Raw genomic sequence first — 21,030 nt, forward strand, 5'->3', positions numbered from 1 at the left:
ATTGCTTTTGCCGGGTTCTCCGGCGTTTTTCCAAAGGTCGATCAAATGAGTGCAGAGCTTAGCCAACCTGTTCCGCGTCCGGGTATTCTGGATATCGCCGCTTATGTTCCGGGCAAGGAACATGTGGACGGCGTTGCGAAGGTTTATAAGCTCTCCTCCAATGAAACGCCGCTTGGGCCGAGCCCGAAGGCGATCGAGGCTTTCAGCGCTGCCGCCAGCCATCTGGAAATCTATCCGGACGGTCAGGCGATTGCGTTGCGCCAGGCGATTGCCGACGTGCACGGTCTCAATATCGCAAACATCCTGTGCGGCAACGGTTCGGACGAGCTTCTCGGCCTGCTTTGCCACGTCTATCTAGGTGCCGGCGATGAAGCGATCATCACCGAACACGGTTTCCTCGTCTACAAGATCCAGATCATGGGTGCGGGGGCAACCCCGGTGACGGTGAAGGAAAAGGATTGCGCTGTTGATGTGGATGCGATCCTCGCCGCTGTGACGCCGAAGACCAAGATGGTTTTTCTCGCCAATCCGGGCAATCCCACTGGCACCTATGTTCCGGTTGCGGAAATCCGCCGCCTGCAGGCCGGGCTGCCGAAACATGTCGTGCTGGTGCTGGACGCCGCTTACGCCGAATATGTGCGCAAGAACGATTACGAAGCCGGGCTTGAACTGGTCTCCGGCAACCGCAACGTGGTGATGACCCGCACCTTCTCGAAGGTCTATGGTCTCGCCGCCCTGCGCGTCGGCTGGATGTATGCCCCTGTCGATATTATCGACGCGCTGAACCGCGTGCGCGGGCCGTTCAATATGAGCGCGCCGGCTATCGCGGCGGGCGCTGCGGCCATCCGCGATCAGGCCTTCGTAGAGAAGGCCGTGGCGCATAACGCGCTTTGGATGGAGAAGCTGGTCACGGCCTTTACCGGCCTTGGCCTTACCGTCACGCCTTCGGTCACCAACTTCATCCTCATCCATTTCCCGGATCAGGACGGCAAGCGCGCGGCGGATGCGGACGAGTTCCTGAGCCGACGCGGCTACATTCTGCGTGCGGTGCGGGGGTATGGTTTCCCGAACGCGCTGAGAATGACCATCGGTTCTGAAGAGGCCAATCTCGGCGTCATCGCGGCCCTCACCGAGTTCATGGGGCAGGCGTGATGGGTGAAATCATGTTCGAACGCATCGCGCTGATCGGCATCGGCCTGATCGGCTCGTCGATTGCCCGCGATGTCAGGGAATTGGGGCTTGCCCGCCATGTGACCATTTCCACCCGCAGTGAAGATACGCTGACACGGGCGGAGGAACTGGCGCTTGGCACGGATTACACCGTTTCGGCGGCTGAAGCGGTCAAGGATGCCGATCTCGTCATCGTCTCGGTGCCGGTCGGTGCTTCGGAAAGTGTGGCGCAGCAGATCGCGCCGCATCTGAAGCCGGGCGCCATCGTCACCGATGTCGGCTCCACCAAGGCTTCTGTTATCGCGCAGATGGCACCGCATATTCCTGACAACGTGCATTTCATTCCCGGCCATCCGCTGGCGGGTACGGAAAAATCCGGCCCGGATGCCGGTTTTGCCGGTCTCTTCCGCGAGCGCTGGTGCATCTTCACGCCGCTGCCGGGCACGGATGCCGCGGCGCTGGAAAGGCTGAAGGATTTCTGGCGGGCGCTGGGTTCCCGCGTGGATGAGATGGATGCCGAACATCACGATAAGGTCTTGGCGATCGTGTCGCATCTGCCGCACATCATCGCTTACAATATCGTCGGCACGGCGGACGATCTGGAGACGGTGACCGAATCGGAAGTCATCAAATATTCCGCCTCCGGTTTCCGCGATTTCACCCGTCTTGCCGCCTCCGATCCCACCATGTGGCGGGATGTCTGCCTGCATAACAAGGATGCGATCCTTGAGATGCTGGCGCGGTTTTCCGAAGACCTCGCTTCGCTGCAAAGGGCGATCCGCTGGGGAGAAGGCGACAAGCTGTTCGAACTGTTTTCCCGCACCCGCGCTATCCGACGCTCGATCGTCCAGGCCGGTCAGGATGTTGACGCGCCGGACTTTGGGCGTCACGCGCTGGATCAGAAGAAGTAGGGCGCATTTAGTCTCCCTCTGTCATCCTCGGGTCAAGCCCGAGGATGACAGAGGGTATAAATCAACTGCTCAAATCGGCGGGATTTTCCCAAGCGGAATAAAGCCGCTGACCGTGGCGCGGCCGCGATCCACCACGAGGTCGACGGATGCCCTGTCGCCGCCGCCGGCGAGCGCGCCGAGCAGTTTGCGGGCAGTATCGATGGTGGATTGCAGCTGCGGAAACGCCTGTTTGGCATTGTCGGACCACGACCCCAGCTTTTCGATTTCCAGCTTGAACTTTCCGGAGAGATAACCCTCATTGTCAAATGAGAAGGGGCCGCTGATGCGCATGGTGCGGCCTTCGCCAATATCTGCCACCAGCCGGCGAAGCTCGCCGCTCGCGCCATAAAGGCCGGATTTGTCGCTGCCATCCACCATGCCTGCCTTGCCCGCCAGCGTCACGTCCAAGATGGCGTCGAGGCGCGGAAGAACCTGCGGCCAATCCTTGATGACGGTTGCCGAATCGGTGAGCGTGATCGCGCCATCGAGATCGGCGCCGTTCTGGCGCAGATGCATTTCGGTCTTGACGGCATCGAAGTCGATGGTCTGCCCGGTGACGGAAGAAATCGCCTGCGCCTTCAGCCCGTCGATGACGAGCGAACTGCGGTCAATGCCCTTCAGCTTGGTGACGATGCTGGACTGCATGTTCTGCCAGGCGGCTGAGATCGTCAGGCCATGGGCGGAACGGATTTCCGCCGGCGAATCGAGTTCCCAGACGATGTGGCCGGGATTATAGACCTGCGCCGCCGAGCGAAGTTCGCCGAAGGAAGCGGAAACGCCGTTCTCCTTGTCATCCACCGTCACCCTGGAGCAGAAGAGACCGATGCGGAAGGGATAACCCTTGAAGGCGATATCGCCGCATTCACCGCTGACGTTGCGGGCCTGCGAGGGGGCAATGACGTTCAGAACCGTCTGTTTCAGCCTATCGGCGGCATAAAACCACCCGGCGGTATAAAGTCCGATGACCACGAGGATGGCGATGGCGAGCCAGAGGAATTTTTTGGAGGTGCCGGATTGGCTTGACGCTGCCATATTGATCTCCGATGAACAGACTTCAGACAATTTCGATTTGGCTTGCGATATGGACGATTTTTGGGTCTTTGGCTACGGTTCGTTGATGTGGAACCCCGGCTTCGCCTTTGAAGAGCGGCAGCAGGCGCGGCTTCACGGGTATCGGCGCTCACTCTGCATCAGTTCCAATTTTTATAGGGGCACCGAAGAAAAGCCCGGTCTCGTTCTCGGTCTGGAGCGCGGCGGTTCCTGCCTTGGCGTCGCTTTCCGCGTGCGTGGAGAGGACCGGGAGCCGGTCATGGTCTATTTGCGCGAGCGCGAACTGGTGACGAATGTCTATAAGGAGCGGCTGGTTTCCATCGCGCTTTCCGATGGCAGGCGCAGCAGCGCCGTAACCTATGTGGCCGATCCCGCGCATAAGCAATATATCGGCGGTCTCGGCGTTGCCGAGTCGGCGACCATCGTTGCAGCCGCATCGGGCCGGTCCGGGCCGAATACGGATTATGTCTTCAACACCGTGCAGCATCTGCAGGAGATGGGCATTCGCGATTCCCTGCTGGAGAGCATCGCCAAAAATGTCGGCACGCTCGTTGCTCAGCCGGCGCCGGTTTCCTTGCCCTGAAGTTCGGCGATCCGCTTCACGGCGGTCGGCGGCAGCGGCAAATGCGGGTTGTTGCGCACCGTTTCCAGCAGCAGCTCGTCGCTCGCCTTTTCCGTCACATCGATCAGGCGCTTGAAGAACACGTCGGGGTCCAGCCCCGGCTCGATGGCCGGCAGGATACGCACCTTGAAATGGCCGGGATAACGCATGGTGGACCGGCGCGGCCAGAACAGGCCTGGATGCATGGCGACGGGAATGACCGGCACCTGAAGGTCCCGGTAAAGCCTTGCGATGCCATAACGATATTCAGGCTCCGCACCCGGCGGGCGGCGTGTGCCTTCGGGATAGATGATGAGTTCGCGGCCGGCGGCCATTTCCTCTTTCGCCCGCTCCATCACCTTCAGCATCACTTTGCCGCGGGCGGCGCGGTTGACCGGGATCATGCGCTGTTTCATGGCGTACCAGCCGAACAGCGGAATCCACAAAAGCTCGCGCTTCAGAATATAGACCGGATCGGGAAGATTGGGCAGCAGCGCGTAGGTATCCCAGAAGGACTGGTGCTTGGGCGCGAAGATGCAGCCGGTTTCGGGAATGTTTTCCAGCCCTTCGATCTCGAAGGTGGTGCCGACGATGGTTTTCATCAGCCAGTGGTTGGATCGCGCCCAATTCTTGGGAATTTCGTAGGCGATCTTGCGCGGCAGGATGAAATAGATCGGCGTCAGCACGATCATGCGGACAATCAGGTTGAGATAAAACAGCGTATTGAAAAGAAAAGAGCGCAGCTTGAGCATCAACAGCCTTCCCGGAGCGCAGCCGTTCCGAAGCCGTGCATATGCCTCGATACCGGATGCCGATGCCAGACGCCTACACGAAAACAAGGGGCCGCAGCAAGCACGTTCTCGCCGGTCAGGACGAAGCGCTTGTCGTCTTTATCCGGGAATAATCGGCGGCGGCCTTGCGCAGACCGTCGCCCTTGCCGAAACCGGTGAGGTCGCGTCCCGCCGCCGCCACGAACTTCAGATATTCGTAAAGCATGGTTCTCACCACATCCGGCTCCACGAACCAGTTGGTGCGGACAAGATCGGCGCTGATGACGGGATAGGCGATGAATTGCGTCTGCGGGCTGGCGCTGCGCAATTCATGCAGGCTGCGATGCATGTGGTAATTATTCGTGACGACGACGATGGAGGAATAATTGTGGTCGCGTATCCAGCTTGCGGCCTCACTGGCGTTGCCGATCGTATCGATCGCCTTGTAGCCCATGTCCACGCAGCAGGAAAACATGTCGGATGACCCTTGCGTCATCTTGCGGATTTGCGAGCGAGTGGTGGCCGGGTTGACGCCGGAAATCAGAAGCCGCTTGCCCACGCCGTCTCTGAGCAGGCCAACGGCCTGTTCGATGCGCTGATAACCGCCCGTAAGAACGATGATGGCATCGCCTCTCGCCCCCTCCGGCGGACGCATGGAGGCGACGGAATCGGCAAACCACAGGAAACCGCCGGAAAATGCGCCGAGCGCAATGACGCAAAGCAGGATGAGCACGCGAATAAAACGGCGCAAAGGACCGCGCCGCGACAACAGGCCTTTTCTGGCCGGCCGCGCCGTCGTCTGATCCTGGTCCATCCGACTCACAAACATTCCTCCTGAATACTCGCCGATTAAGGCAAGGAACAGGCATTTTTGTCCACCGTCTGCAGGTTACATCCGGCTTGTGACGGTTTCAGTTTTCCCGCGGGGTTATCGGGGATAACCTCACGATGCAAGCCCATCGCTTTTCGAAGGATCGGAGCGGACGCGGTCGATATCGTCGATGGTGCGGATGACGGTTATACGAGCCGTGAGGGTGGTCAAAAGCGCGATGACGATCATCGTCATGGCGATGCCGAGATACCCGCCGAGACCCACCGAAAACGAGCCGAAAAGCGCGCTTGCCTGATCGCTCTGCGGCGTAGCGACAGTGCTCGATTGCCAGAAACCGGCGACAAGGAATACGCCGGCGGCCAGTGCGCTGCCGGCCGCCGCCCCCTTGAGGCTGATCTTCAGGAAGTGCTTCTGGAATTCACGCGCCACAAAGCTGCTTTCGGCGCCGACAAAATGCAGAACCTCGACGATATGCCGGTTGCCGGAAAGCGCGCCGCGCGTCGCAAACACCACCGTCAGCACCATGGCGGTGAACACGAGGATAAGAACACCGACGCCGATCATGACAGTGGTTCTGGCCATGGAGACCAGCCTGTCGACCCACGTGCGGTGGTCGTCCAGAAATGCCTGCGGAATTTCGGCCTTCAGCATATCCCGCATCGCCTGGAAATCGGGTGGATTGTTTTCGTCGATGGTGATGACGACGAGACGCGGCACCGGCAGTTCCGAAAGATCGAGACCGCTGCCGAGCCACGGCTCCAAAAGGCGCGACGTTGCCGCATCGTCGAGGATGGTGCCATCCCGCGTGCCCACGAAGGTAAGCGCCAGATTGCGCGCCTTGTTTAGCGCCGCATTCATGTCCAGCCCGTCCTCGGGCTTGATCTGGATGGTGATCTCGCGGGAAATCTGGCTCTGCCAGGTGGCGGCGGTGGCGCGCACCATGGAGACGGCACCAAGGGTGAGGCAGGCGAGAAAGGCCATGATGGCGATCACCACCATCAGCGCATTGCCCTGAATGTTGGAAGGCGGCAGGATCGGCGCCATCGGGCGGATGCGCATGGGCGGGCGCTTCGGCTGCGCCGCTTCCGGCTTCAACGGCTTGCGGTTGATCTCATTCATAGATATCGAGCCGCCCTTCAGTGAGGATCATCCGGCGCGCATCGATCTGGTCCATCAGGCCAAAATCATGGGTGGCGATGACAACGGCCGTGCCCAGCCGGTTGAGTTCCAGGAAAAGGTTGAGAAGGCGCTTGGCCATCGGTGGATCGACGTTGCCGGTCGGCTCGTCGGCCAGCAATATTTCCGGCTGGTCCATGAGTGCGCGGGCGATGGCGGCACGCTGCTTTTCCCCGCCGGAAAGAATGGCCGGCAGCACGTTGATGCGCTCGCCGAGCCCGACCCATTTCAGAAGCTCTATCACGTCGTTGCGATAGGCGCTTTCTTCCTTGCCGCGCACGCGCAGCGGCAGGGCGACGTTTTCATAGGTCGTCAGATGGTCGAGCAGCCGAAAGTCCTGAAACACTATACCGACGCGACGGCGCAGCATCGGCAACTCGCTACGTGGAATGCGCGAAACGTCACGGTTGAACATGCGGATATGCCCGCGCGTAGGCTGCAGCGACATCAAAAGCAGGCGGAGCAGCGTGGTCTTGCCGGCACCCGAAGGGCCGGTCAGAAACTGGAACGAACCCTTGGGGATATCGAAGGTCATGTCCCTCAGGATCTCGGGTCCCATGCCGTAACGCAACCCGACATTTTCGAAATGGATCAACGGACTTCCAGTCTCTTCGTTTCGTGGTGCTTCGCAAGCCGCTGGCGCATGAGGCCCGGACGGCGCGGTCTAACCCGGTTCCGGTGGCCTGTGCGAGCCGTTTTTGCGAAGCATTAACCAATTAAATTTAAAACTTGGCAGGATTCGTTGCAATGCCCAGTTTTGCGGGCCGGAAAACCTCACCCAAGGAATTCTATGGCTATGTTCCGTTCATCTCGCCGGCAAGCGGCATTCGATTTCGACCTCCTGATGCCGGAAACGCCGGTACGCCGCACGGCGCGGGCGGCAAATCCCGACCGCGATGTGGTAGACGCGGAATTTGTCACCATCAAGGAAAACCGTTCGCGGCAACCCGGAAACGACAATCGCGGTGCAGCGCGCCGGCAGGTGAAAAAAACGCCCGTTACCCTCGCCATTCTTTGCCTCGCTTTCATCGGCTGGGTGGATCGCAGATTGTCTCGCCTGTCGGCGGATGCCTATTCGGCACTGGTGGCCGGCCTCGCCATTTTTGTCTTCGTATGTTCGGGCGGCCTCTCGGTCGTGGTGCCGGAAAAGACGGCTGTCGCGGCCTCGGTCAATCCTCTCGCCATTTCCCATGTCACCGTAACCCCGCAGGAAGCGGGTGGCATGGATATCCTGCTCATCAACGGCATCGTGGAAAACAATGGCGGCAATCTGGAAGAGGTGCCTGCCCTACGCGCCGATCTCTTCGCCGCCAAGGGGCAGCTGGTAGCCAGCATGGTCATCGAGCCGCCGGTCAAGGAAATGCAGCCCGGTTTCAGCCACGGTTTTTCGGCAAAGTTGCGCCATCCCGGTGGAAAAACGCCTGAGATCAAGCTTTCCTTCGTCGAGGCGGGTGCGTCTGAACGCTGACTGTGCTAACGCGTGTCTTCTATTTTTACTGAAAGGTAAAATCGGCAAGGCGCAGCACAGGAGTAAGAATGCCCGTCGTCCGTGGAAAAAACATCGAGCCGCTTTATAGCGCCGAGCAGATCGCCGAGCGCAATCGCGACATGGCCAAGCACATCGCCAGCGGCCCGACCAAGGATTTACTGGTCATTGCCGTGCTCAAGGGATCGTTCATTTTCGCAGCCGATCTTATCCGCGCACTGCATGACAGCGGCCTTGCTCCTGAGGTCGAGTTCATCACGCTGTCGAGCTATGGCGCCGGCACGGTGTCGCAAGGGGTCAGGATCGTCAAGGATATCGACAGCGACGTGAAGGACCGTGATGTGCTCCTGATCGACGATATTCTCGAATCCGGCCGCACGCTGCGTTTCGCCAAGGAACTGCTTTACGAGCGCGGTGCGCGCAATGTCACCATCGCGGTGCTTCTCGACAAGAAAGTGAAACGCAAGGAAGATCTGGAGGCCGATTATGTCGGTTTCGAATGTCCTGATTATTTCGTCGTGGGTTACGGCATGGACGTGGCTTATGCCTTCCGCGAATTGCCCTTCGTCGGCGTCGTGACCGGCGACGCCTGAGTACTTCGTTGTGCCGGAACGGCACAGCACGGAGACGCCTCATTAACCATTCACCCAGCCAAGGGCTGGGTGTTTACCTCTTGAAAAGAGGAGCCTGCGATGTTGCTCACGGCTGGAAATGATGCCCAGGAGCAATGAATAATGGCGAAGATTCTGATTACCGAAGACGAGGATGCACTGCGGGCTTTCGTCGCTCGCGCGCTGCGTCTCGACGGTCACGAGACCTATGAGGCGGCGGATGGCGAGCAGGGGCTGGAGAAGCTCCAGGAAACCAGTTTCGATCTTCTTCTTTCGGATATCCGCATGCCGGTCATGGATGGCATCGAGCTGGCGCACCGCGCCGCCGAAAGCTTCCCGGCCATGCGCATTTTGCTGATGACGGGTTATGCCGAGCAGCGTGAACGGGCTGATGATCTGGCGACGAAGATTGTGGATGTGGTTTCCAAACCCTTCGCGCTTCCGGATATTCGCAAGGCCGTGGCGCGGGCGCTTGCGGCGTGAGTGATAAGATCACACAGATTTGAGGAAGGCGGCCCCATGGGTCGCCTTTTTGTTGCGGAGTTGTCAACTCTCTCCTCGTCATGCTCGGGCCTGTCCCGAGCATCTGCGACGTATCGGTTTCATGGGAGGTTGACAGATCCTCGGCACAAGGCCGAGGATGACGTCAAAGTGTTTCGCGACGCGCCTAGTAGCTTTCGCCGCGGCCTGCTCTTCCGGAAAGTCACGAAATTAAAGTGGCGGGCCGGATCGCCGTGAATGGCTTCTGATCCTCACCGTATATCCAGCAACCGCTCCAGATACCGCCGCTCGATTTCACCGGGCGGGTTGTTGCCGAGTTTTTCGCGGATAGCCTCGAGGATTTCGCGGGCGCGCTGCACGTCGATTTCATCCGGCACTTTCACCTGGTCGCCGAAATCCGGGCCGGTGGTGCTGCGCGGGCGGCCGAGCGGGTCGCGGCCGTTCTGACCGCCCTGGCCCGCCATGCCCTCCTGACCCTGTCCGGGCTGCTGGCCCTGCTGGCGCATGGCCTGCATGATCTGGCCCATCATGTCCTGCGCACCCTGGCGCAGCGCATTCAGCGCATTGCCCTGACCTTCGACCGCCTGCTCGCCCTGGCCCTTGCCCAGTGCCTCGCCGGCTCCTTCCATTTCCTGCTGTGCCTTGCCGAAGTTCTCGCCCGGTTCCATGCCGAGATCACGAAGGCCCTGCTGCAATTCGCCGAGCTGCTTGCCGAGCGCATCCTGCTGGGCCCGCAGGTTTTTCAGCGCGTCGCGCAATTGTTCGGCCGTCATCCGGTCGCTTGGCTGTCCGCCCTGCTGGTCATTCTCACCCTGTTGGTCCTGCTGTCCCTCTTGCGGCTGCTGGCCGTTTTCACCCATCTGCTGTTCGTCTTCGCCGCCCTGTTGCGGGTCGCCGCGCTGCATCCGGTCGCGCAGCGCCTGATCGAGCTTGAAGGTCTCGTCCATCAATTTCTGCTGCTGCTGCAGTATTTCGCCCAGCTTGTCGATCTGCTGGCGCATCTTGCTGCTCTGCTGCTGCCCCTGCTGGCCCTGACGCTGCGGGCGGCCCGCCTGCAGATTGTTCATCATGCGCTGCAGCTGCGAGAGCATTTCCTGCGCGGCGTCGCGATTACCGGAGCGGGCAAGGTTCTCGATCTGGTTCATCATGTTTTCCAGATCGCGCTGACGTAGAACGTTCTGCGCCTGCTGGTTCATGTTGGCCTGCGGCGCATTCTGCATGCGCTGCGCAAGCTCGCTCATGAACTGCTGCATCGCCTCGCGCAGTTCCTGCATCAACCTGGCGATTTCCTCGTCGGAGGCATTGCGCTGAAGCGCTTCGGAAAGCGCATTCTGCGCATCGCGCAGGCGTCTTTCGGCTTGCGAAAGATCGCCGTCCTCGATGCCGAGCGCGATTTCCCAGAGATAATCGGCCGTGTCCTTCAGCATCTCCTCATTATAGGCGAGCCGCATGCGGGTCTGGGCCGATTGCAGCAGGAGATAATGGGTGGTGTTGGGAATGGTCTCTTCCGGGCGCAGGCCCACCGCCTCGTTATAGGCGATAGCTTTCGGCATCTGGCGCGTATCGAGCGAGAATATCTGCCGCTGCTCGGCAATGGAAGCGGCCAGCGGTTCGGAGAAATTGCGGCCCGGCAGCACCATTTCATGCGCGGGGCTACGACCCGTCTGGCCGGCACCGTCCGTCGCCACCAGTGTGATGCGCACGCGCTTTCCCGCCATCGGATGTTCGGTCAGGTTGCGGCTGGTCAGGCCCTTGATCTCGCGATTGTTCTGCCGCGGCAGATCGAGCTTGAATTCCGGCGGCGGGTAAAGCGCGCTTGCACCTTCCACAACGCCCACAGGTTCGATGATGGCGTGGGCTTCCTTCAGCCCATAATCGTCCTTGGCGGTAAAGCCCACTTCCAGCGCGCCGTTAACGGCCCGGCGCGGCATGTTGTCGAAGGCAATGCTGGGCGGCTGGTCGGCGATGACGTTGAACACCCATTGTTCGCCATTGGCGGTAATCATGCCGCTTTCGGTAACATCCATGGTGAAGGTGCGCGGCGCGACGGGCTGATCCGCCGAACGAACCGGCGTCTGAACGGCGATATCGCCGCTTGCGCTGTCGACACGCGCCGTTTCCGGCGCAAGCTTTTGCAGCGCGCCTGCCATTTCAGGCTCGAAAGTCACTTCCTCGCCGCCATCGCCGCCGGTCATGCGGATCGTCAGCTTGGAGGATTGCGGCACGGAAACCGCGTCACGGTTGGTTGCGTCACGTCCGGTCAGGAAAATCGGCGCGCGACCGGTATAGGATGGCGGCGTGACCCACGCGTCGAGACGAATATCGGGATTGAGCGGACCGACGGCCGGTCGGCTACGGAAGGCATCCGCAATCGTGCCCGCGCCGTTGGAATAGGAAAAACCGAAGGCGGCGGCCAGAAGAAGGGCGGGAATGGCGCGCAGCGCCAGACGGTCATAACGGGCGATATCGGGTTTCGGCAGGCCCGCATTCAGCGCGGCAATGCGCTCCGCCATGCGGATCTGGTGTTCTTTCCACAGCGTTCGGGAAAAGGGCGTATCGAAGGCGGGCTCGTCCTCCTGCACGCCAACCGGCTGGTGCGCGAGACCGTTGCGGTCTTCAAGCAGGCGCGAGGCTTCATGATCCGTCGGCCATTTCAGCCGAAGGATCGGTAAAAGCGTGGCGATGAAACTGAAAACCAGCACGAAAACGACGCCGAGCCGCAGGAAATCCGGCATATGCCGGTAGAGGCCGAACCAGGCAAGGGCTAGAAACACGGCGGCGATGGAAAGTGGCCACAGCGTTTTCGGCGCAATTTTCTCCGAGAGCAGCACGATTTTTGCGAAGAAGCGCTTGGCGACGACCCGGCGGGCAAGGTCCGGCCGCTGCGCAAACGCACCAGTCGCGCGCTTTCCGCCAGTCTTGTCCTCTCCGCCTGTGGTCATCAATCCGTTCTCCCGGTTCTGGCCACGTCGAACGCCATTCCCGGAACGGCGAGCTGTTTGTATCACGGGGGCAAGGATAACATTCTTTGTGGCGAAGACGAGGGCGCCCAAGCCCTCGCCCCCATTTTTTAGGCAGCTTCGCTTGATTGTGATCGGCAAACCGGTGATACGGGCGAGCTCAATCGAGCCAGGCGGGTACGGAATCGAGCGCGATCAACTCTTCATAGGTGCCGCGCGGACGGATCACGTGGAATTTGTCGTCCTTCACCAGCACTTCCGGCACCAGCAGGCGGGAATTATAGGTGCCGGCCTGCACCGCGCCATAGGCGCCGGCGGAGCTGACGGCAATCAGATCACCCGGCTGCGGTGCCGCCATCTCGCGGTCGAGCGCCAGATAATCGCCGGTCTCGCAGACGGGGCCAACGATATCGGCCTTGATGCGCGGTGTGTTTTCGGCCGGCTGCACCACCGGGCGAATGCCGTGATATGCCTCGTAGAGCGTCGGGCGGATAAGGTCGTTCATGGCGCCGTCAACGATCACGAAGGTCTTGTCGCCGCCATCCTTCACATAGATCACTTCGGTCACCAGAATACCGGCATTGCCGACGATCAGGCGGCCCGGCTCGGTCACGATCTTGCAGTTGAGGCTCTTCAGCTCATTCTTGACGATATGCGCATAGGCATCGGGCAGTGGCGGCGGGTTGTTGTCATCGCGATAGGGAATGCCGAGACCGCCGCCAATATCGACATGGCTGATCGTGTGGCCATCGCCGCGCAGCGCCTCGACGAGTTCGCGCAGCAGCCGGAAAGCGTCCTCGAAAGGCTGCAATTCGGTGATCTGGCTGCCGATATGCATGTCGATGCCGGTCACTTCGATGCCGGGCAGGGTGGCGGCATGGGCATAAACCGCGCGGGCGCGTTCATAGGAAATGCCGAACTTGTTTTCCTTCTTGCCGGTGGAAATCTTGGCGTGGGTGCGCGCATCCACATCCGGATTGATACGGAAGGAGACATGCGCCCGTTTGCCGGCCTTGACGGCGCGCAGGTTGAGGACTTCCAGTTCCGGCTCGGATTCGATGTTGAAGCAATAGATGCCGGCTTCCAGCGCATAATCCATTTCCGCCACCGTCTTGCCGACGCCGGAGAACATGATGCGGCTTGCCGGCACGCCGGCTGCGAGTGCGCGGCGCAATTCGCCGCCGGAGACGACGTCGATGCCGGCGCCGAGCTTTGCAAGCGTTTTCAGCACCGCCTGATTGGAATTGGCCTTCATGGCGTAACAAACCATCGCGTCCACATCCGCGAAAGCGCCTGCGAACACCTTGTAGTGGCGTTCCAGCGTTGCCGTGGAATAGACGTAGAAGGGCGTGCCGACCGCCTTGGCGATCTCAGGCACGGGCACGTTTTCGGCGTGCAGCACGCCGTCGATATAGCCAAAATGGTTCACGGCTTTTTACCCGTCAGAGAAGCTTGTCGAGAATGAACGGACGCTCAGCCGTCGCCGGCTTCGGTTCGCTTCCATCGGCGGCGCGTTTGTTGCGCATTTCGACCGGCGTGCTCGGCGGATCGATGTCGCCCTTACGCCCGCAGGCGGAAAGAGCAAGGCTGACGGCGAGCGTCATGCCGATGGGAACGATGAGTTTGCGCGCGGTTTTTGAAAGCATGGGCCTGTCCAAAGGAAATATGTGCCTCTCTGATAACGAAAAACAGGGCGCTTGTGCACCCTGTTTCTTGTGATCGCATTGTAACGCGAATTTATCAGTTGCGTTCACGCCACCAGGCGATCTGCTTGCGCACCTCCGAAGGGGCCGTGCCGCCGAAACTCGTGCGGCTGGCGACCGATGCTTCTACGGACAGAACGTCAAAAACACCCTTGGTGATGCCGGGGTGGATGGCCTGCAATTCTTCCAGCGAAAGATCGGCGAGATCGCAGCCTTTTTTTTCCGCCAGCGCTACGGCATTGCCGGTCACATGGTGGGCATCGCGGAAGGGCAGGCCCGCTTCGCGCACCAGCCAGTCGGCAAGATCGGTAGCGGTGGAATAACCCGAACCGGCGGCGGCACGCATACGGTCCTTGCGCACTTCAAGGTCGCGGATCATGCCGGTCATGGCGGCAATCGCCAGTTCCAGGCTTTCGGCGGCATCGAAAACCTGTTCCTTGTCTTCCTGCATGTCCTTGGAATAGGCGAGCGGCAGGCCCTTCATCACTGTCAGAAGGGCGATCAGCGAGCCGTTGATGCGGCCGGTCTTGGCGCGCACCAGTTCGGCGGCGTCGGGGTTTTTCTTCTGCGGCATGATCGACGAGCCGGTGGAAAAGGCGTCCGACAGGCGGATGAAGCCGAATTGCGGCGTCGACCAGATGACGATCTCTTCGGCGAGACGCGACAGGTGCGTGGCACAGATAGAAGCGATGGACAGGAATTCCAGCGCGAAATCGCGATCGGAGACGGTGTCGATTGAGTTGCGGGTCGGTTCGCGGAAACCAAGAGCGCTTGCCGTCATGTGGCGGTCGATGGGATAGCCGGTGCCGGCAAGGGCGGCTGCGCCGATCGGGCTTTCGTCCAGATGCTCGATGGCGTGGCGCACGCGGGCGCGGTCACGGCCGAACATTTCCACATAGGCCATGCAATGATGGCCGAAGGTCACCGGCTGCGCCGTCTGCAGATGGGTGAAGCCCGGCATCACGGTATCGGCATTTTCTTCGGCGCGGTCGAGGAAGGCGGCGATGAGGGCGGTCAGCATCCCTTCCGTCTTCTGCAGTTCTTCCTTGACCCACAGGCGGAAATCGAGCGCCACCTGGTCGTTGCGCGAGCGGGCGGTGTGCAGGCGACCAGCCGCTGTGCCGATGAGGGTCGCAAGGCGCGCTTCGATATTCATGTGAATATCTTCGAGTTTGCGCGAAAATTCGAAGGTGCCGGCTTCGATCTCTGACAGGATCGTGTTCAGACCCTCGATGATCTTGTCTTTATCTTCAGGCGAAATAATGCCTTTAGATGCCAGCATGGTGGCATGCGCCATAGAGCCGCGGATATCCTGGGCGTAAAGCTTCTTGTCGAAGCCGATGGAGGCATTTATCTCTTCCATGATGGCAGATGGCCCGGAAGCGAAACGCCCGCCCCACATCTGGTTGGAGGATTTCTGATCTGTGCCGTCAGCCATGTTAAGTGCCCTGGAGTATTCGATGACAGAAAAAACGCCGTTCAGGCTTCCTTCCGCCAAATTGGTTGCAATTGCTGCCGTGGCCGGTGTGCTCGCCGGTGCTGGCGCGGTCTGGTTCAGGCATATTGGGTCTGAGAGCCCGGTTCAAGGGGCAGCGGTGGCAGACGGCGGTTTATGTGAGGGTGCGGCAAACCGCATCGCCTCGCTGAAACCGTTTCTGAAAGGGCAGGTCGCGGCCATGTCGGCGGCGGACAGGCCGCGCATCATTCCGCTGTCCTTCAAGGGGCCGCAGTCGCAAGACATGACGCTTGCCGATCTCAAGGGCAAGGCGGTTCTTCTCAATCTCTGGGCCACATGGTGTGTGCCCTGCCGCGAAGAGATGCCGGCGCTGAACGCGCTGGAGAAGGAAAAGGGCGGCGAGAATTTCGAGGTCGTTGCCGTCAACATCGATACTGGCGCGGATGAAAAACCGAAAGCTTTTATGGATGAATACAAGATCGATGCTCTGAAGCACTACCGCGACAGCTCCATGGGCGTCTTCAACGTTCTGAAAAAGGAAGGTCTTGCTTTCGGCCTGCCGGCAACCCTGCTGCTGGATGAAAACGGCTGCCTGCTCGCGGCCATGAACGGCCCGGCGGCGTGGGACAGTGAAGACGCCGAGGCGCTGGTGACCGCGGCTACTGGAAAATGATGCGGTGGCCGGAATATTGGGCACTATGAGCCGCAACCGCCGTCAACGCCCGGCTTTCCAGCGGACGGGCCGGTGCAGACAAGCCCGTACCCGCCTCGTATAATGATACTGGCTTCCGCCATGAATGGGTGCCGATATGGAGTTGCTAATTCCCCGGCTTGGTCTTGCTCTCGCCATCGGCCTGCTCGTCGGCCTTGAGCGCGGCTGGCGGGAGCGCGATGCGCCGGCGGGCAGCCGTACCGCCGGGATCCGGACCTATGGCATTACCGGTCTGCTGGGTGGCGTCTTCGGCGTGTTGGCCGCAGAGCAGAATAGCGTTTTCGCTTTTGCGGCGGGTTTTCTGGGGTTTGCATTCAGTTTTTCATGGTTCAAGCTGCGCGAAGCGCGTCATGACAATGATTTCAGTGTCACCGGCGTGGTTGCGGCTCTCTGCGTCTTTGCCCTCGGCGGGCTTGCGGTAACGGCGCACTATCAGGCGGCGGCGGCTGGTGCTGCGGCCCTTGCGGCATTGCTTGCCGGCAGGGAAGTTCTCCACCGCCTGCTGAAACGGCTGACTTGGGTCGAGCTCCGCTCCGCGCTGGTGCTTGCCGTGATGACCGCCGTTGGCCTGTCGATCCTTCCGAACCGGGCGATCGATCCGTGGGGCGGCTTCAACCCGTGGGAAATATGGCTGTTCACCGTGCTCAGCGCCGCGATCTCCTATTGCGGCTATATTGCCGTGCGCCTCCTCGGCTCAACTCGCGGCCTGCTGGTGACCGGGCTGGCGGGCGCCCTTGTTTCATCGACCGCTGTAACTGCCAGCTTCGGGCAGAAGGCGAAAAGCGGTGAAAACGCGTGGCCTCTGGCCGGTGTGGCGGTGCTGGCCGCGGCTGTATCGTTGCTCCGGATTCTCGTTATCGTTCTCGCCCTCTCGCTGACAACGTTTTCGCTTATCGCACCGGCGACGCTGACTGCGGCACTGGTTCTCGGATTGAGCGGCGCCGGCCTGATAAGGCTGCAGGACACGCAGACCGGGCAAGAACTCAATGCAAAAAACCCGTTCGACTTGGCGCCCCTTGCCATCTTCGCCGCGCTTTTTGCCGCAACGCGAACGCTGAATGCCGTTCTTCTCGTCTGGATCGGCGCCGGCGGCTTCATCGCGCTCACGGCTCTGTCCGCCATATTCGATGCCGATGTCGCGGTTCTCAGTGCGTTGCGAACCAGCGCGCAGAGCATTTCGTCGGACATTTTGGCCAGCGCAATCCTCGCCGCTCTCGCCGCCAACGCGGCAGGACGCATATTCGTCGCCGCCGTTTCCGGAACGCTCGTTTATTGCGGATTGCTTACGGCCGCATCCATCTTTGCCGCGGGTGTCGGAGCGGTTACCTATTTGCTGATTGCCTGAGGGTTCAGCCGAAGGCAGAGACGATATTGGTCCGGGCTCAGCGCGTCGGAACCGGCGTCTCACCCCGATAATCGTAGAAGCCGCGGCCGGATTTGCGGCCGAGCCAGCCGGCCTCGACATACTTGACCAGCAGCGGGCAGGGGCGGTATTTGCTGTCGGAGAGACCGTCATGCAGCACCTGCATGATCGACAAACAGGTATCGAGGCCGATGAAATCGGCAAGCTGCAGCGGTCCCATCGGGTGGTTGGCGCCAAGTCGCATGGCTGTGTCGATAGCTTCCACCGAACCGACGCCCTCATAAAGCGTATAGATCGCCTCGTTGATCATCGGCAGCAGGATGCGGTTGACGATGAAGGCCGGGAAATCTTCGGCAACGGTGATCGCCTTTTCGAGCGTCCGCACATAATCCTTGGCCGCGTCGAAGGTCTTTTCATTGGTGGCGATGCCGCGCACCAGTTCCACCAGCTTCATGACGGGGACCGGGTTCATGAAGTGGATGCCCATGAACTGTTCGGGACGGTCGGTGGCCGATGCAAGCCTAGTGATGGAAAGTGACGAGGTGTTGGTGGCGAGAAGCGCTTCCGGCTTCAGAACCGGGCAGACCTGCGTGTAGATCTTGCGCTTGATCTCTTCGTTTTCCGTAGCAGCCTCGATGACAAGATCCATCGGCGCCAGATCATTGACGTCGGTCGATCCGCTGATGAGCGTCAGCGCCTGCTTGCGGGCCTCGTCGGAAAGCTTGCCGTTGGTGACCTGGCGGGCGAGATTGCCGTTGATCGTGGCAAGGCCGGCCTCAATGCCTTCCTTCGAAAGATCGTAGATGTGAACCCTGTATCCGGCAATGGCGGAAACATGCGCTATGCCACACCCCATCTGACCGGCTCCGATGACACCGATATTCTTAAAGGGGGCGGTCATATGCTGTTCTCCCATGTGCTGCATATAGTAATTCGCTGGCGATGTTACGCATATCGCTGAAAAAGAGAAGGCGGCGCGTTCAAAAAACGCGCCGCCTTCATCATGTATTTAAAATCAAAGGGCTTTTTGCAGTTCCGGCAGCGCCTCGAACAAGTCTGCGACGAGACCGTAATCGGCAACCTGGAAAATCGGCGCTTCTTCATCCTTGTTGATGGCGACGATGACCTTCGAATCCTTCATGCCGGCCAGATGCTGGATGGCACCGGAAATACCGGCCGCGATGTAAAGCTGCGGCGCGACCACCTTGCCGGTCTGGCCCACCTGCCAGTCATTCGGCGCGTATCCGGCATCGACGGCAGCGCGCGACGCACCAACGGCGGCGCCCAGCTTGTCAGCGACGGGAAGGATGACTTCCTTGAATTTTTCCGAAGAGCCAAGCGCACGGCCGCCGGAGATGATGATCTTGGCGGAGGTCAGTTCCGGACGATCTGACGAGGCCAGCGCGTCGGAAACGAAGCTGGAGACACCGGGGTTTTCAGCGGCTGCAATGGTTTCGACTGCCGCCGAACCACCTTCTGCCGCTGCCGCAAAGGCGGTCGGACGCACGGTGATGACCTTCTTCGCGTCGGTCGCCTGCACTGTCTGGATGGCGTTGCCGGCATAGATCGGTCGCTTGAAGGTATCAGGGCTGACGACCTCGATGATTTCCGAGACCTGCGCCACGTCGAGAAGGGCCGCAACGCGGGGCGCTACGTTCTTGGCGGATGCCGTCGCCGGGGCGATGATGACATCATAAGAGGGGCTGAGCGAAACGATCAGCGCCGCCAGCGGCTCGGCGAGCGCGTTGGCATAGGAGGCGTCGTCGGCGAGCAGCACCTTGGAAACGCCCGTCAGCTTCGCGGCCGCGTCGGCCGCCGCTTTCGCGCCAGAGCCAGCGACCAGCACGTGGACGTCGCCGCCGATCTGCGTTGCCGCCGTCAGCGTCTTTGCCGTCAGGTCGGAAAGGGTTGCGTTGTCGTGTTCTGCCAGAAGAAGAATGGCCATAAGAATATCTCCCTTTTCCGAAACCTTAGAGGACGCCGTCGGCTTTGAGCTTTTCGACCAGTTCGGCAACCGAGCCAACCTTGATGCCAGCCTTGCGGCCCGCGGGCTCCTCGGTCTTCAGCACCTTCAGGCGCGGCGAAACGTCGACGCCGAAATCGGCCGGCGACTTTTTGTCGAGCGGCTTCTTTTTTGCCTTCATGATGTTCGGCAGCGAGGCGTAACGCGGCTCGTTCAGACGAAGATCGGTGGTGACGACGGCTGGCAGTTTCAGCTCGATAGTCTGCAGGCCGCCATCGACTTCACGGGTAACCGCGACCTTTCCATCAGCCGGTACGACCTTGGAGGCAAAGGTGCCCTGGCCCCAGCCGAGAAGGGCTGCCAGCATCTGGCCGGTCTGGTTCGAATCGTCATCGATCGCCTGCTTGCCGACGATGACGAGACCGGGCTGCTCAGCCTCGGCCACACCCTTCAAAAGCTTGGCGACGGCGAGCGGCTCGACCGTCTCGTCGGTCTCGATCAGGATAGCGCGGTCAGCGCCCATCGCAAGCGCGGTGCGCAGCGTTTCTTCCGCCTTGGCCGGGCCGATGGAGACGACCACGACCTCTTCGGCCTTGCCGGCTTCCTTCAGACGAAGGGCCTCTTCCACCGAGATTTCGTCGAACGGATTCATCGACATCTTCACATTGGCAAGCTCAACACCTGAACCATCCGATTTTACGCGGATCTTCACGTTGTAATCGACGACTCGTTTGACGGGGACAAGGATCTTCATCGGCGGCTTTCCTCAAACTCCTGTCCGCTTTGGCCAGTTGACCGCGCGGACCTCCAAAAACAGGTTGGCGACATGGATAAGCATTTTTCCCGCAATTACAACGGAGCAATCTTCATTATCGCATGCGCGTAAGGCATATCTTACGTTGACGTTCACGTAAATACTCTATCTCTTTTGCAAGAGCTCATCTGCTCCCGTCATAGCCCCGTTCGATTTGCGACAACCCCGCCGTTTGCGACGGATTCTTGAACTGCGCCGCCCTTGGCGGAACAATCGTGCGGTCAAACAGGGGAACGCCCCGCCTGCGCATGAAAATCACCATGATCGCGCCAGCCATGATGCCGCCAACATGCGCGCCCCAGGAGACGTTTTCCTCAAGCCCGAGTGCCAGCATCAGGAACTGCTGGCCGATCCACAGCGCCAGCGGAACGAAGGCGGGCAAGGGAAGCGGAATGCGCATGAGAACCAGCACCCAGACGCGAACCCTGGGATGCAGAAGGAAATAGGCCGCGACGACGCCCGAAACCGCACCCGAAGCGCCGATCAGCGGCCCTTCCGAGGTGGGGGCGACGAAACCGTGAAACAGGGCGCCGGCAATCGCGCAGACGATATAGAAGATCAGGAAACGGAAATGGCCGAGCGCATCCTCGACATTGTCGCCGAAGACCCAGAGAAACAGCATGTTGCCGGCCAGATGCCAGAAATCGAGATGCAGGAAAGCATAGGTGACAACGGTCAGGTCATCGGGAACGACCTGCAGGGCGGGTTCCAGATAGGCGTAGTCGAACACCACTGCCGGAATGAAACCGAGGCCGAGCGCTGCTGCATTGGCCTGCGTGTCGCTGGCAAGGACGCCGGTGAACAGCCAGACCAGCACATTGACCGCGATCAGACCGATCGTCACATATTGCAGCCGGATATGCTTGAGGGAATTCGCATCGTGCAGCGGTATGAACATCGAACGCCCTTTGG

21 protein-coding genes are annotated in these 21,030 nt (G+C 60.4%); 8 read left to right on the plus strand and 13 right to left on the minus strand.

All coding sequences use genetic code 11. The features are described from left to right. Positions 1-45: 45 nt before the first annotated feature. Positions 46-1,152, plus strand: coding sequence for a histidinol-phosphate transaminase (hisC, locus tag PL597_RS00300; protein ID WP_142912085.1), 1,107 nt, complete (start codon positions 46-48; stop codon positions 1,150-1,152). Next, positions 1,152-2,081 carry a prephenate/arogenate dehydrogenase family protein gene (locus PL597_RS00305; RefSeq protein ID WP_137411439.1) on the plus strand — a complete coding sequence of 310 codons (930 nt, stop codon included), beginning with the start codon at positions 1,152-1,154 and terminating at the stop codon, positions 2,079-2,081. Before hisC ends, PL597_RS00305 begins: the two co-directional genes overlap by 1 nt. 69 nt (positions 2,082-2,150) lie before the next feature. On the opposite strand, the gene PL597_RS00310 is transcribed toward PL597_RS00305, so the two are convergent. After that, positions 2,151-3,152, minus strand: a complete 1,002-nt coding sequence (locus PL597_RS00310) for a DUF2125 domain-containing protein (RefSeq protein ID WP_271364361.1) — start codon at positions 3,150-3,152, stop codon at positions 2,151-2,153. 49 nt (positions 3,153-3,201) lie between these two features. Here PL597_RS00310 and PL597_RS00315 point away from each other — a divergent pair, with 49 nt between their 5' ends. Continuing rightward, entirely contained in the window at positions 3,202-3,753 is a 552-nt protein-coding gene (locus tag PL597_RS00315; protein WP_142912082.1) for a gamma-glutamylcyclotransferase, read from the plus strand. Here the strand turns inward: PL597_RS00315 and PL597_RS00320 are convergent. The 4 genes from PL597_RS00320 to ftsE form a co-directional block, all read right to left on the minus strand. Then, on the minus strand, positions 3,726-4,523 hold the full coding sequence (locus PL597_RS00320; protein WP_142912081.1) for a lysophospholipid acyltransferase family protein: 798 nt from the start codon (positions 4,521-4,523) through the stop codon (positions 3,726-3,728). The genes PL597_RS00315 and PL597_RS00320 overlap by 28 nt on opposite strands. A 115-nt stretch (positions 4,524-4,638) precedes the next feature. After that, on the minus strand, positions 4,639-5,355 hold the full coding sequence (locus PL597_RS00325) for a YdcF family protein (protein ID WP_162520358.1): 717 nt from the start codon (positions 5,353-5,355) through the stop codon (positions 4,639-4,641). Between the two features lie 129 nt (positions 5,356-5,484). Continuing rightward, positions 5,485-6,492 (minus strand): cell division protein FtsX, encoded by a 1,008-nt coding sequence (locus PL597_RS00330; protein ID WP_077985220.1) that lies wholly within the window; start codon positions 6,490-6,492, stop codon positions 5,485-5,487. Then, on the minus strand, positions 6,485-7,144 hold the full coding sequence (gene ftsE / locus PL597_RS00335; protein ID WP_077985219.1) for a cell division ATP-binding protein FtsE: 660 nt from the start codon (positions 7,142-7,144) through the stop codon (positions 6,485-6,487). Before ftsE ends, PL597_RS00330 begins: the two co-directional genes overlap by 8 nt. A gap of 201 nt (positions 7,145-7,345) precedes the next feature. On the opposite strand from ftsE, the gene PL597_RS00340 reads away from it, so the two are divergent. The 3 genes from PL597_RS00340 (at position 7,346) to PL597_RS00350 (ending at position 9,129) form a co-directional block, all read left to right on the plus strand. Further along, entirely contained in the window at positions 7,346-8,017 is a 672-nt protein-coding gene (locus tag PL597_RS00340) for a DUF3426 domain-containing protein (RefSeq protein WP_077985218.1), read from the plus strand. 68 nt (positions 8,018-8,085) lie between these two features. Further along, on the plus strand, positions 8,086-8,628 hold the full coding sequence (hpt, locus tag PL597_RS00345; RefSeq protein ID WP_077985217.1) for a hypoxanthine phosphoribosyltransferase: 543 nt from the start codon (positions 8,086-8,088) through the stop codon (positions 8,626-8,628). Between the two features lie 141 nt (positions 8,629-8,769). Further along, positions 8,770-9,129 (plus strand): response regulator, encoded by a 360-nt coding sequence (locus PL597_RS00350; protein WP_077985216.1) that lies wholly within the window; start codon positions 8,770-8,772, stop codon positions 9,127-9,129. A gap of 269 nt (positions 9,130-9,398) precedes the next feature. On the opposite strand, the gene PL597_RS00355 is transcribed toward PL597_RS00350, so the two are convergent. The 4 genes from PL597_RS00355 to argH all read right to left on the minus strand — a co-directional run bounded on the left by PL597_RS00355 (position 9,399) and on the right by argH (position 15,248). Beyond that, positions 9,399-12,089 carry a TIGR02302 family protein gene (locus tag PL597_RS00355; RefSeq protein WP_271364362.1) on the minus strand — a complete coding sequence of 897 codons (2,691 nt, stop codon included), beginning with the start codon at positions 12,087-12,089 and terminating at the stop codon, positions 9,399-9,401. 178 nt (positions 12,090-12,267) lie between these two features. After that, the gene (lysA, locus tag PL597_RS00360) at positions 12,268-13,536 is read right to left on the minus strand and encodes a diaminopimelate decarboxylase (protein ID WP_271364363.1); all 1,269 of its coding nucleotides are present in this window, start codon (positions 13,534-13,536) and stop codon (positions 12,268-12,270) included. 13 nt (positions 13,537-13,549) lie between these two features. Then, positions 13,550-13,753, minus strand: coding sequence for an LPS translocon maturation chaperone LptM (gene lptM / locus PL597_RS00365; protein WP_003509930.1), 204 nt, complete (start codon positions 13,751-13,753; stop codon positions 13,550-13,552). Between the two features lie 94 nt (positions 13,754-13,847). Then, positions 13,848-15,248 carry an argininosuccinate lyase gene (gene argH / locus PL597_RS00370; protein WP_137411445.1) on the minus strand — a complete coding sequence of 467 codons (1,401 nt, stop codon included), beginning with the start codon at positions 15,246-15,248 and terminating at the stop codon, positions 13,848-13,850. A gap of 22 nt (positions 15,249-15,270) precedes the next feature. On the opposite strand from argH, the gene tlpA reads away from it, so the two are divergent. After that, positions 15,271-15,939, plus strand: a complete 669-nt coding sequence (gene tlpA, locus PL597_RS00375) for a thiol:disulfide interchange protein TlpA (RefSeq protein WP_077985211.1) — start codon at positions 15,271-15,273, stop codon at positions 15,937-15,939. A 136-nt stretch (positions 15,940-16,075) separates the two neighbouring features. Then, positions 16,076-17,323: an MgtC/SapB family protein gene (locus tag PL597_RS00380; protein ID WP_271364365.1), complete on the plus strand. Its 1,248-nt coding sequence runs from the start codon at positions 16,076-16,078 to the stop codon at positions 17,321-17,323. Positions 17,324-17,360: 37 nt separating this feature from the next. Here PL597_RS00380 and PL597_RS00385 read toward each other — a convergent pair whose 3' ends face one another. The 4 genes from PL597_RS00385 to PL597_RS00400 form a co-directional block, all read right to left on the minus strand. Next, a complete protein-coding gene (locus tag PL597_RS00385) occupies positions 17,361-18,242 on the minus strand; it encodes a 3-hydroxybutyryl-CoA dehydrogenase (RefSeq protein WP_077985335.1) in 882 nt (293 codons plus the stop codon). Between the two features lie 114 nt (positions 18,243-18,356). Further along, complete coding sequence (locus PL597_RS00390) at positions 18,357-19,286, minus strand: electron transfer flavoprotein subunit alpha/FixB family protein (protein ID WP_077985210.1); 930 nt, start codon at positions 19,284-19,286, stop codon at positions 18,357-18,359. 25 nt (positions 19,287-19,311) lie between these two features. After that, entirely contained in the window at positions 19,312-20,058 is a 747-nt protein-coding gene (locus tag PL597_RS00395; RefSeq protein ID WP_142912076.1) for an electron transfer flavoprotein subunit beta/FixA family protein, read from the minus strand. Positions 20,059-20,242: 184 nt separating this feature from the next. Next, positions 20,243-21,016, minus strand: coding sequence for a rhomboid family intramembrane serine protease (locus tag PL597_RS00400; protein ID WP_173990988.1), 774 nt, complete (start codon positions 21,014-21,016; stop codon positions 20,243-20,245). Positions 21,017-21,030 lie beyond the last annotated feature (14 nt).

Source organism: Agrobacterium sp. ST15.13.013 (genome assembly GCF_027956525.1).
GTDB classification, from domain to species: Bacteria; Pseudomonadota; Alphaproteobacteria; order Rhizobiales; family Rhizobiaceae; genus Agrobacterium; species Agrobacterium salinitolerans.

Bases quoted from the DNA above. Each gene is read 5' to 3' on its own strand.
- PL597_RS00380 (WP_271364365.1), top strand. From the start codon at position 16,076: ATGGAGTTGCTAATTCCCCGGCTTGGTCTTGCTCTCGCCATCGGCCTG.
- PL597_RS00330 (WP_077985220.1), bottom strand. From the start codon at position 6,492: ATGAATGAGATCAACCGCAAGCCGTTGAAGCCGGAAGCGGCGCAGCCG.
- hpt (WP_077985217.1), top strand. From the start codon at position 8,086: ATGCCCGTCGTCCGTGGAAAAAACATCGAGCCGCTTTATAGCGCCGAG.
- PL597_RS00340 (WP_077985218.1), top strand. From the start codon at position 7,346: ATGTTCCGTTCATCTCGCCGGCAAGCGGCATTCGATTTCGACCTCCTG.
- PL597_RS00400 (WP_173990988.1), bottom strand. From the start codon at position 21,016: ATGTTCATACCGCTGCACGATGCGAATTCCCTCAAGCATATCCGGCTG.
- PL597_RS00350 (WP_077985216.1), top strand. From the start codon at position 8,770: ATGGCGAAGATTCTGATTACCGAAGACGAGGATGCACTGCGGGCTTTC.
- PL597_RS00305 (WP_137411439.1), top strand. From the start codon at position 1,152: ATGGGTGAAATCATGTTCGAACGCATCGCGCTGATCGGCATCGGCCTG.
- PL597_RS00395 (WP_142912076.1), bottom strand. From the start codon at position 20,058: ATGAAGATCCTTGTCCCCGTCAAACGAGTCGTCGATTACAACGTGAAG.
- PL597_RS00355 (WP_271364362.1), bottom strand. From the start codon at position 12,089: ATGACCACAGGCGGAGAGGACAAGACTGGCGGAAAGCGCGCGACTGGT.
- argH (WP_137411445.1), bottom strand. From the start codon at position 15,248: ATGGCTGACGGCACAGATCAGAAATCCTCCAACCAGATGTGGGGCGGG.
- PL597_RS00390 (WP_077985210.1), bottom strand. From the start codon at position 19,286: ATGGCCATTCTTCTTCTGGCAGAACACGACAACGCAACCCTTTCCGAC.
- PL597_RS00320 (WP_142912081.1), bottom strand. From the start codon at position 4,523: ATGCTCAAGCTGCGCTCTTTTCTTTTCAATACGCTGTTTTATCTCAAC.
- tlpA (WP_077985211.1), top strand. From the start codon at position 15,271: ATGACAGAAAAAACGCCGTTCAGGCTTCCTTCCGCCAAATTGGTTGCA.
- PL597_RS00325 (WP_162520358.1), bottom strand. From the start codon at position 5,355: ATGGACCAGGATCAGACGACGGCGCGGCCGGCCAGAAAAGGCCTGTTG.
- PL597_RS00385 (WP_077985335.1), bottom strand. From the start codon at position 18,242: ATGACCGCCCCCTTTAAGAATATCGGTGTCATCGGAGCCGGTCAGATG.
- PL597_RS00310 (WP_271364361.1), bottom strand. From the start codon at position 3,152: ATGGCAGCGTCAAGCCAATCCGGCACCTCCAAAAAATTCCTCTGGCTC.
- lptM (WP_003509930.1), bottom strand. From the start codon at position 13,753: ATGCTTTCAAAAACCGCGCGCAAACTCATCGTTCCCATCGGCATGACG.
- PL597_RS00315 (WP_142912082.1), top strand. From the start codon at position 3,202: ATGGACGATTTTTGGGTCTTTGGCTACGGTTCGTTGATGTGGAACCCC.
- hisC (WP_142912085.1), top strand. From the start codon at position 46: ATGAGTGCAGAGCTTAGCCAACCTGTTCCGCGTCCGGGTATTCTGGAT.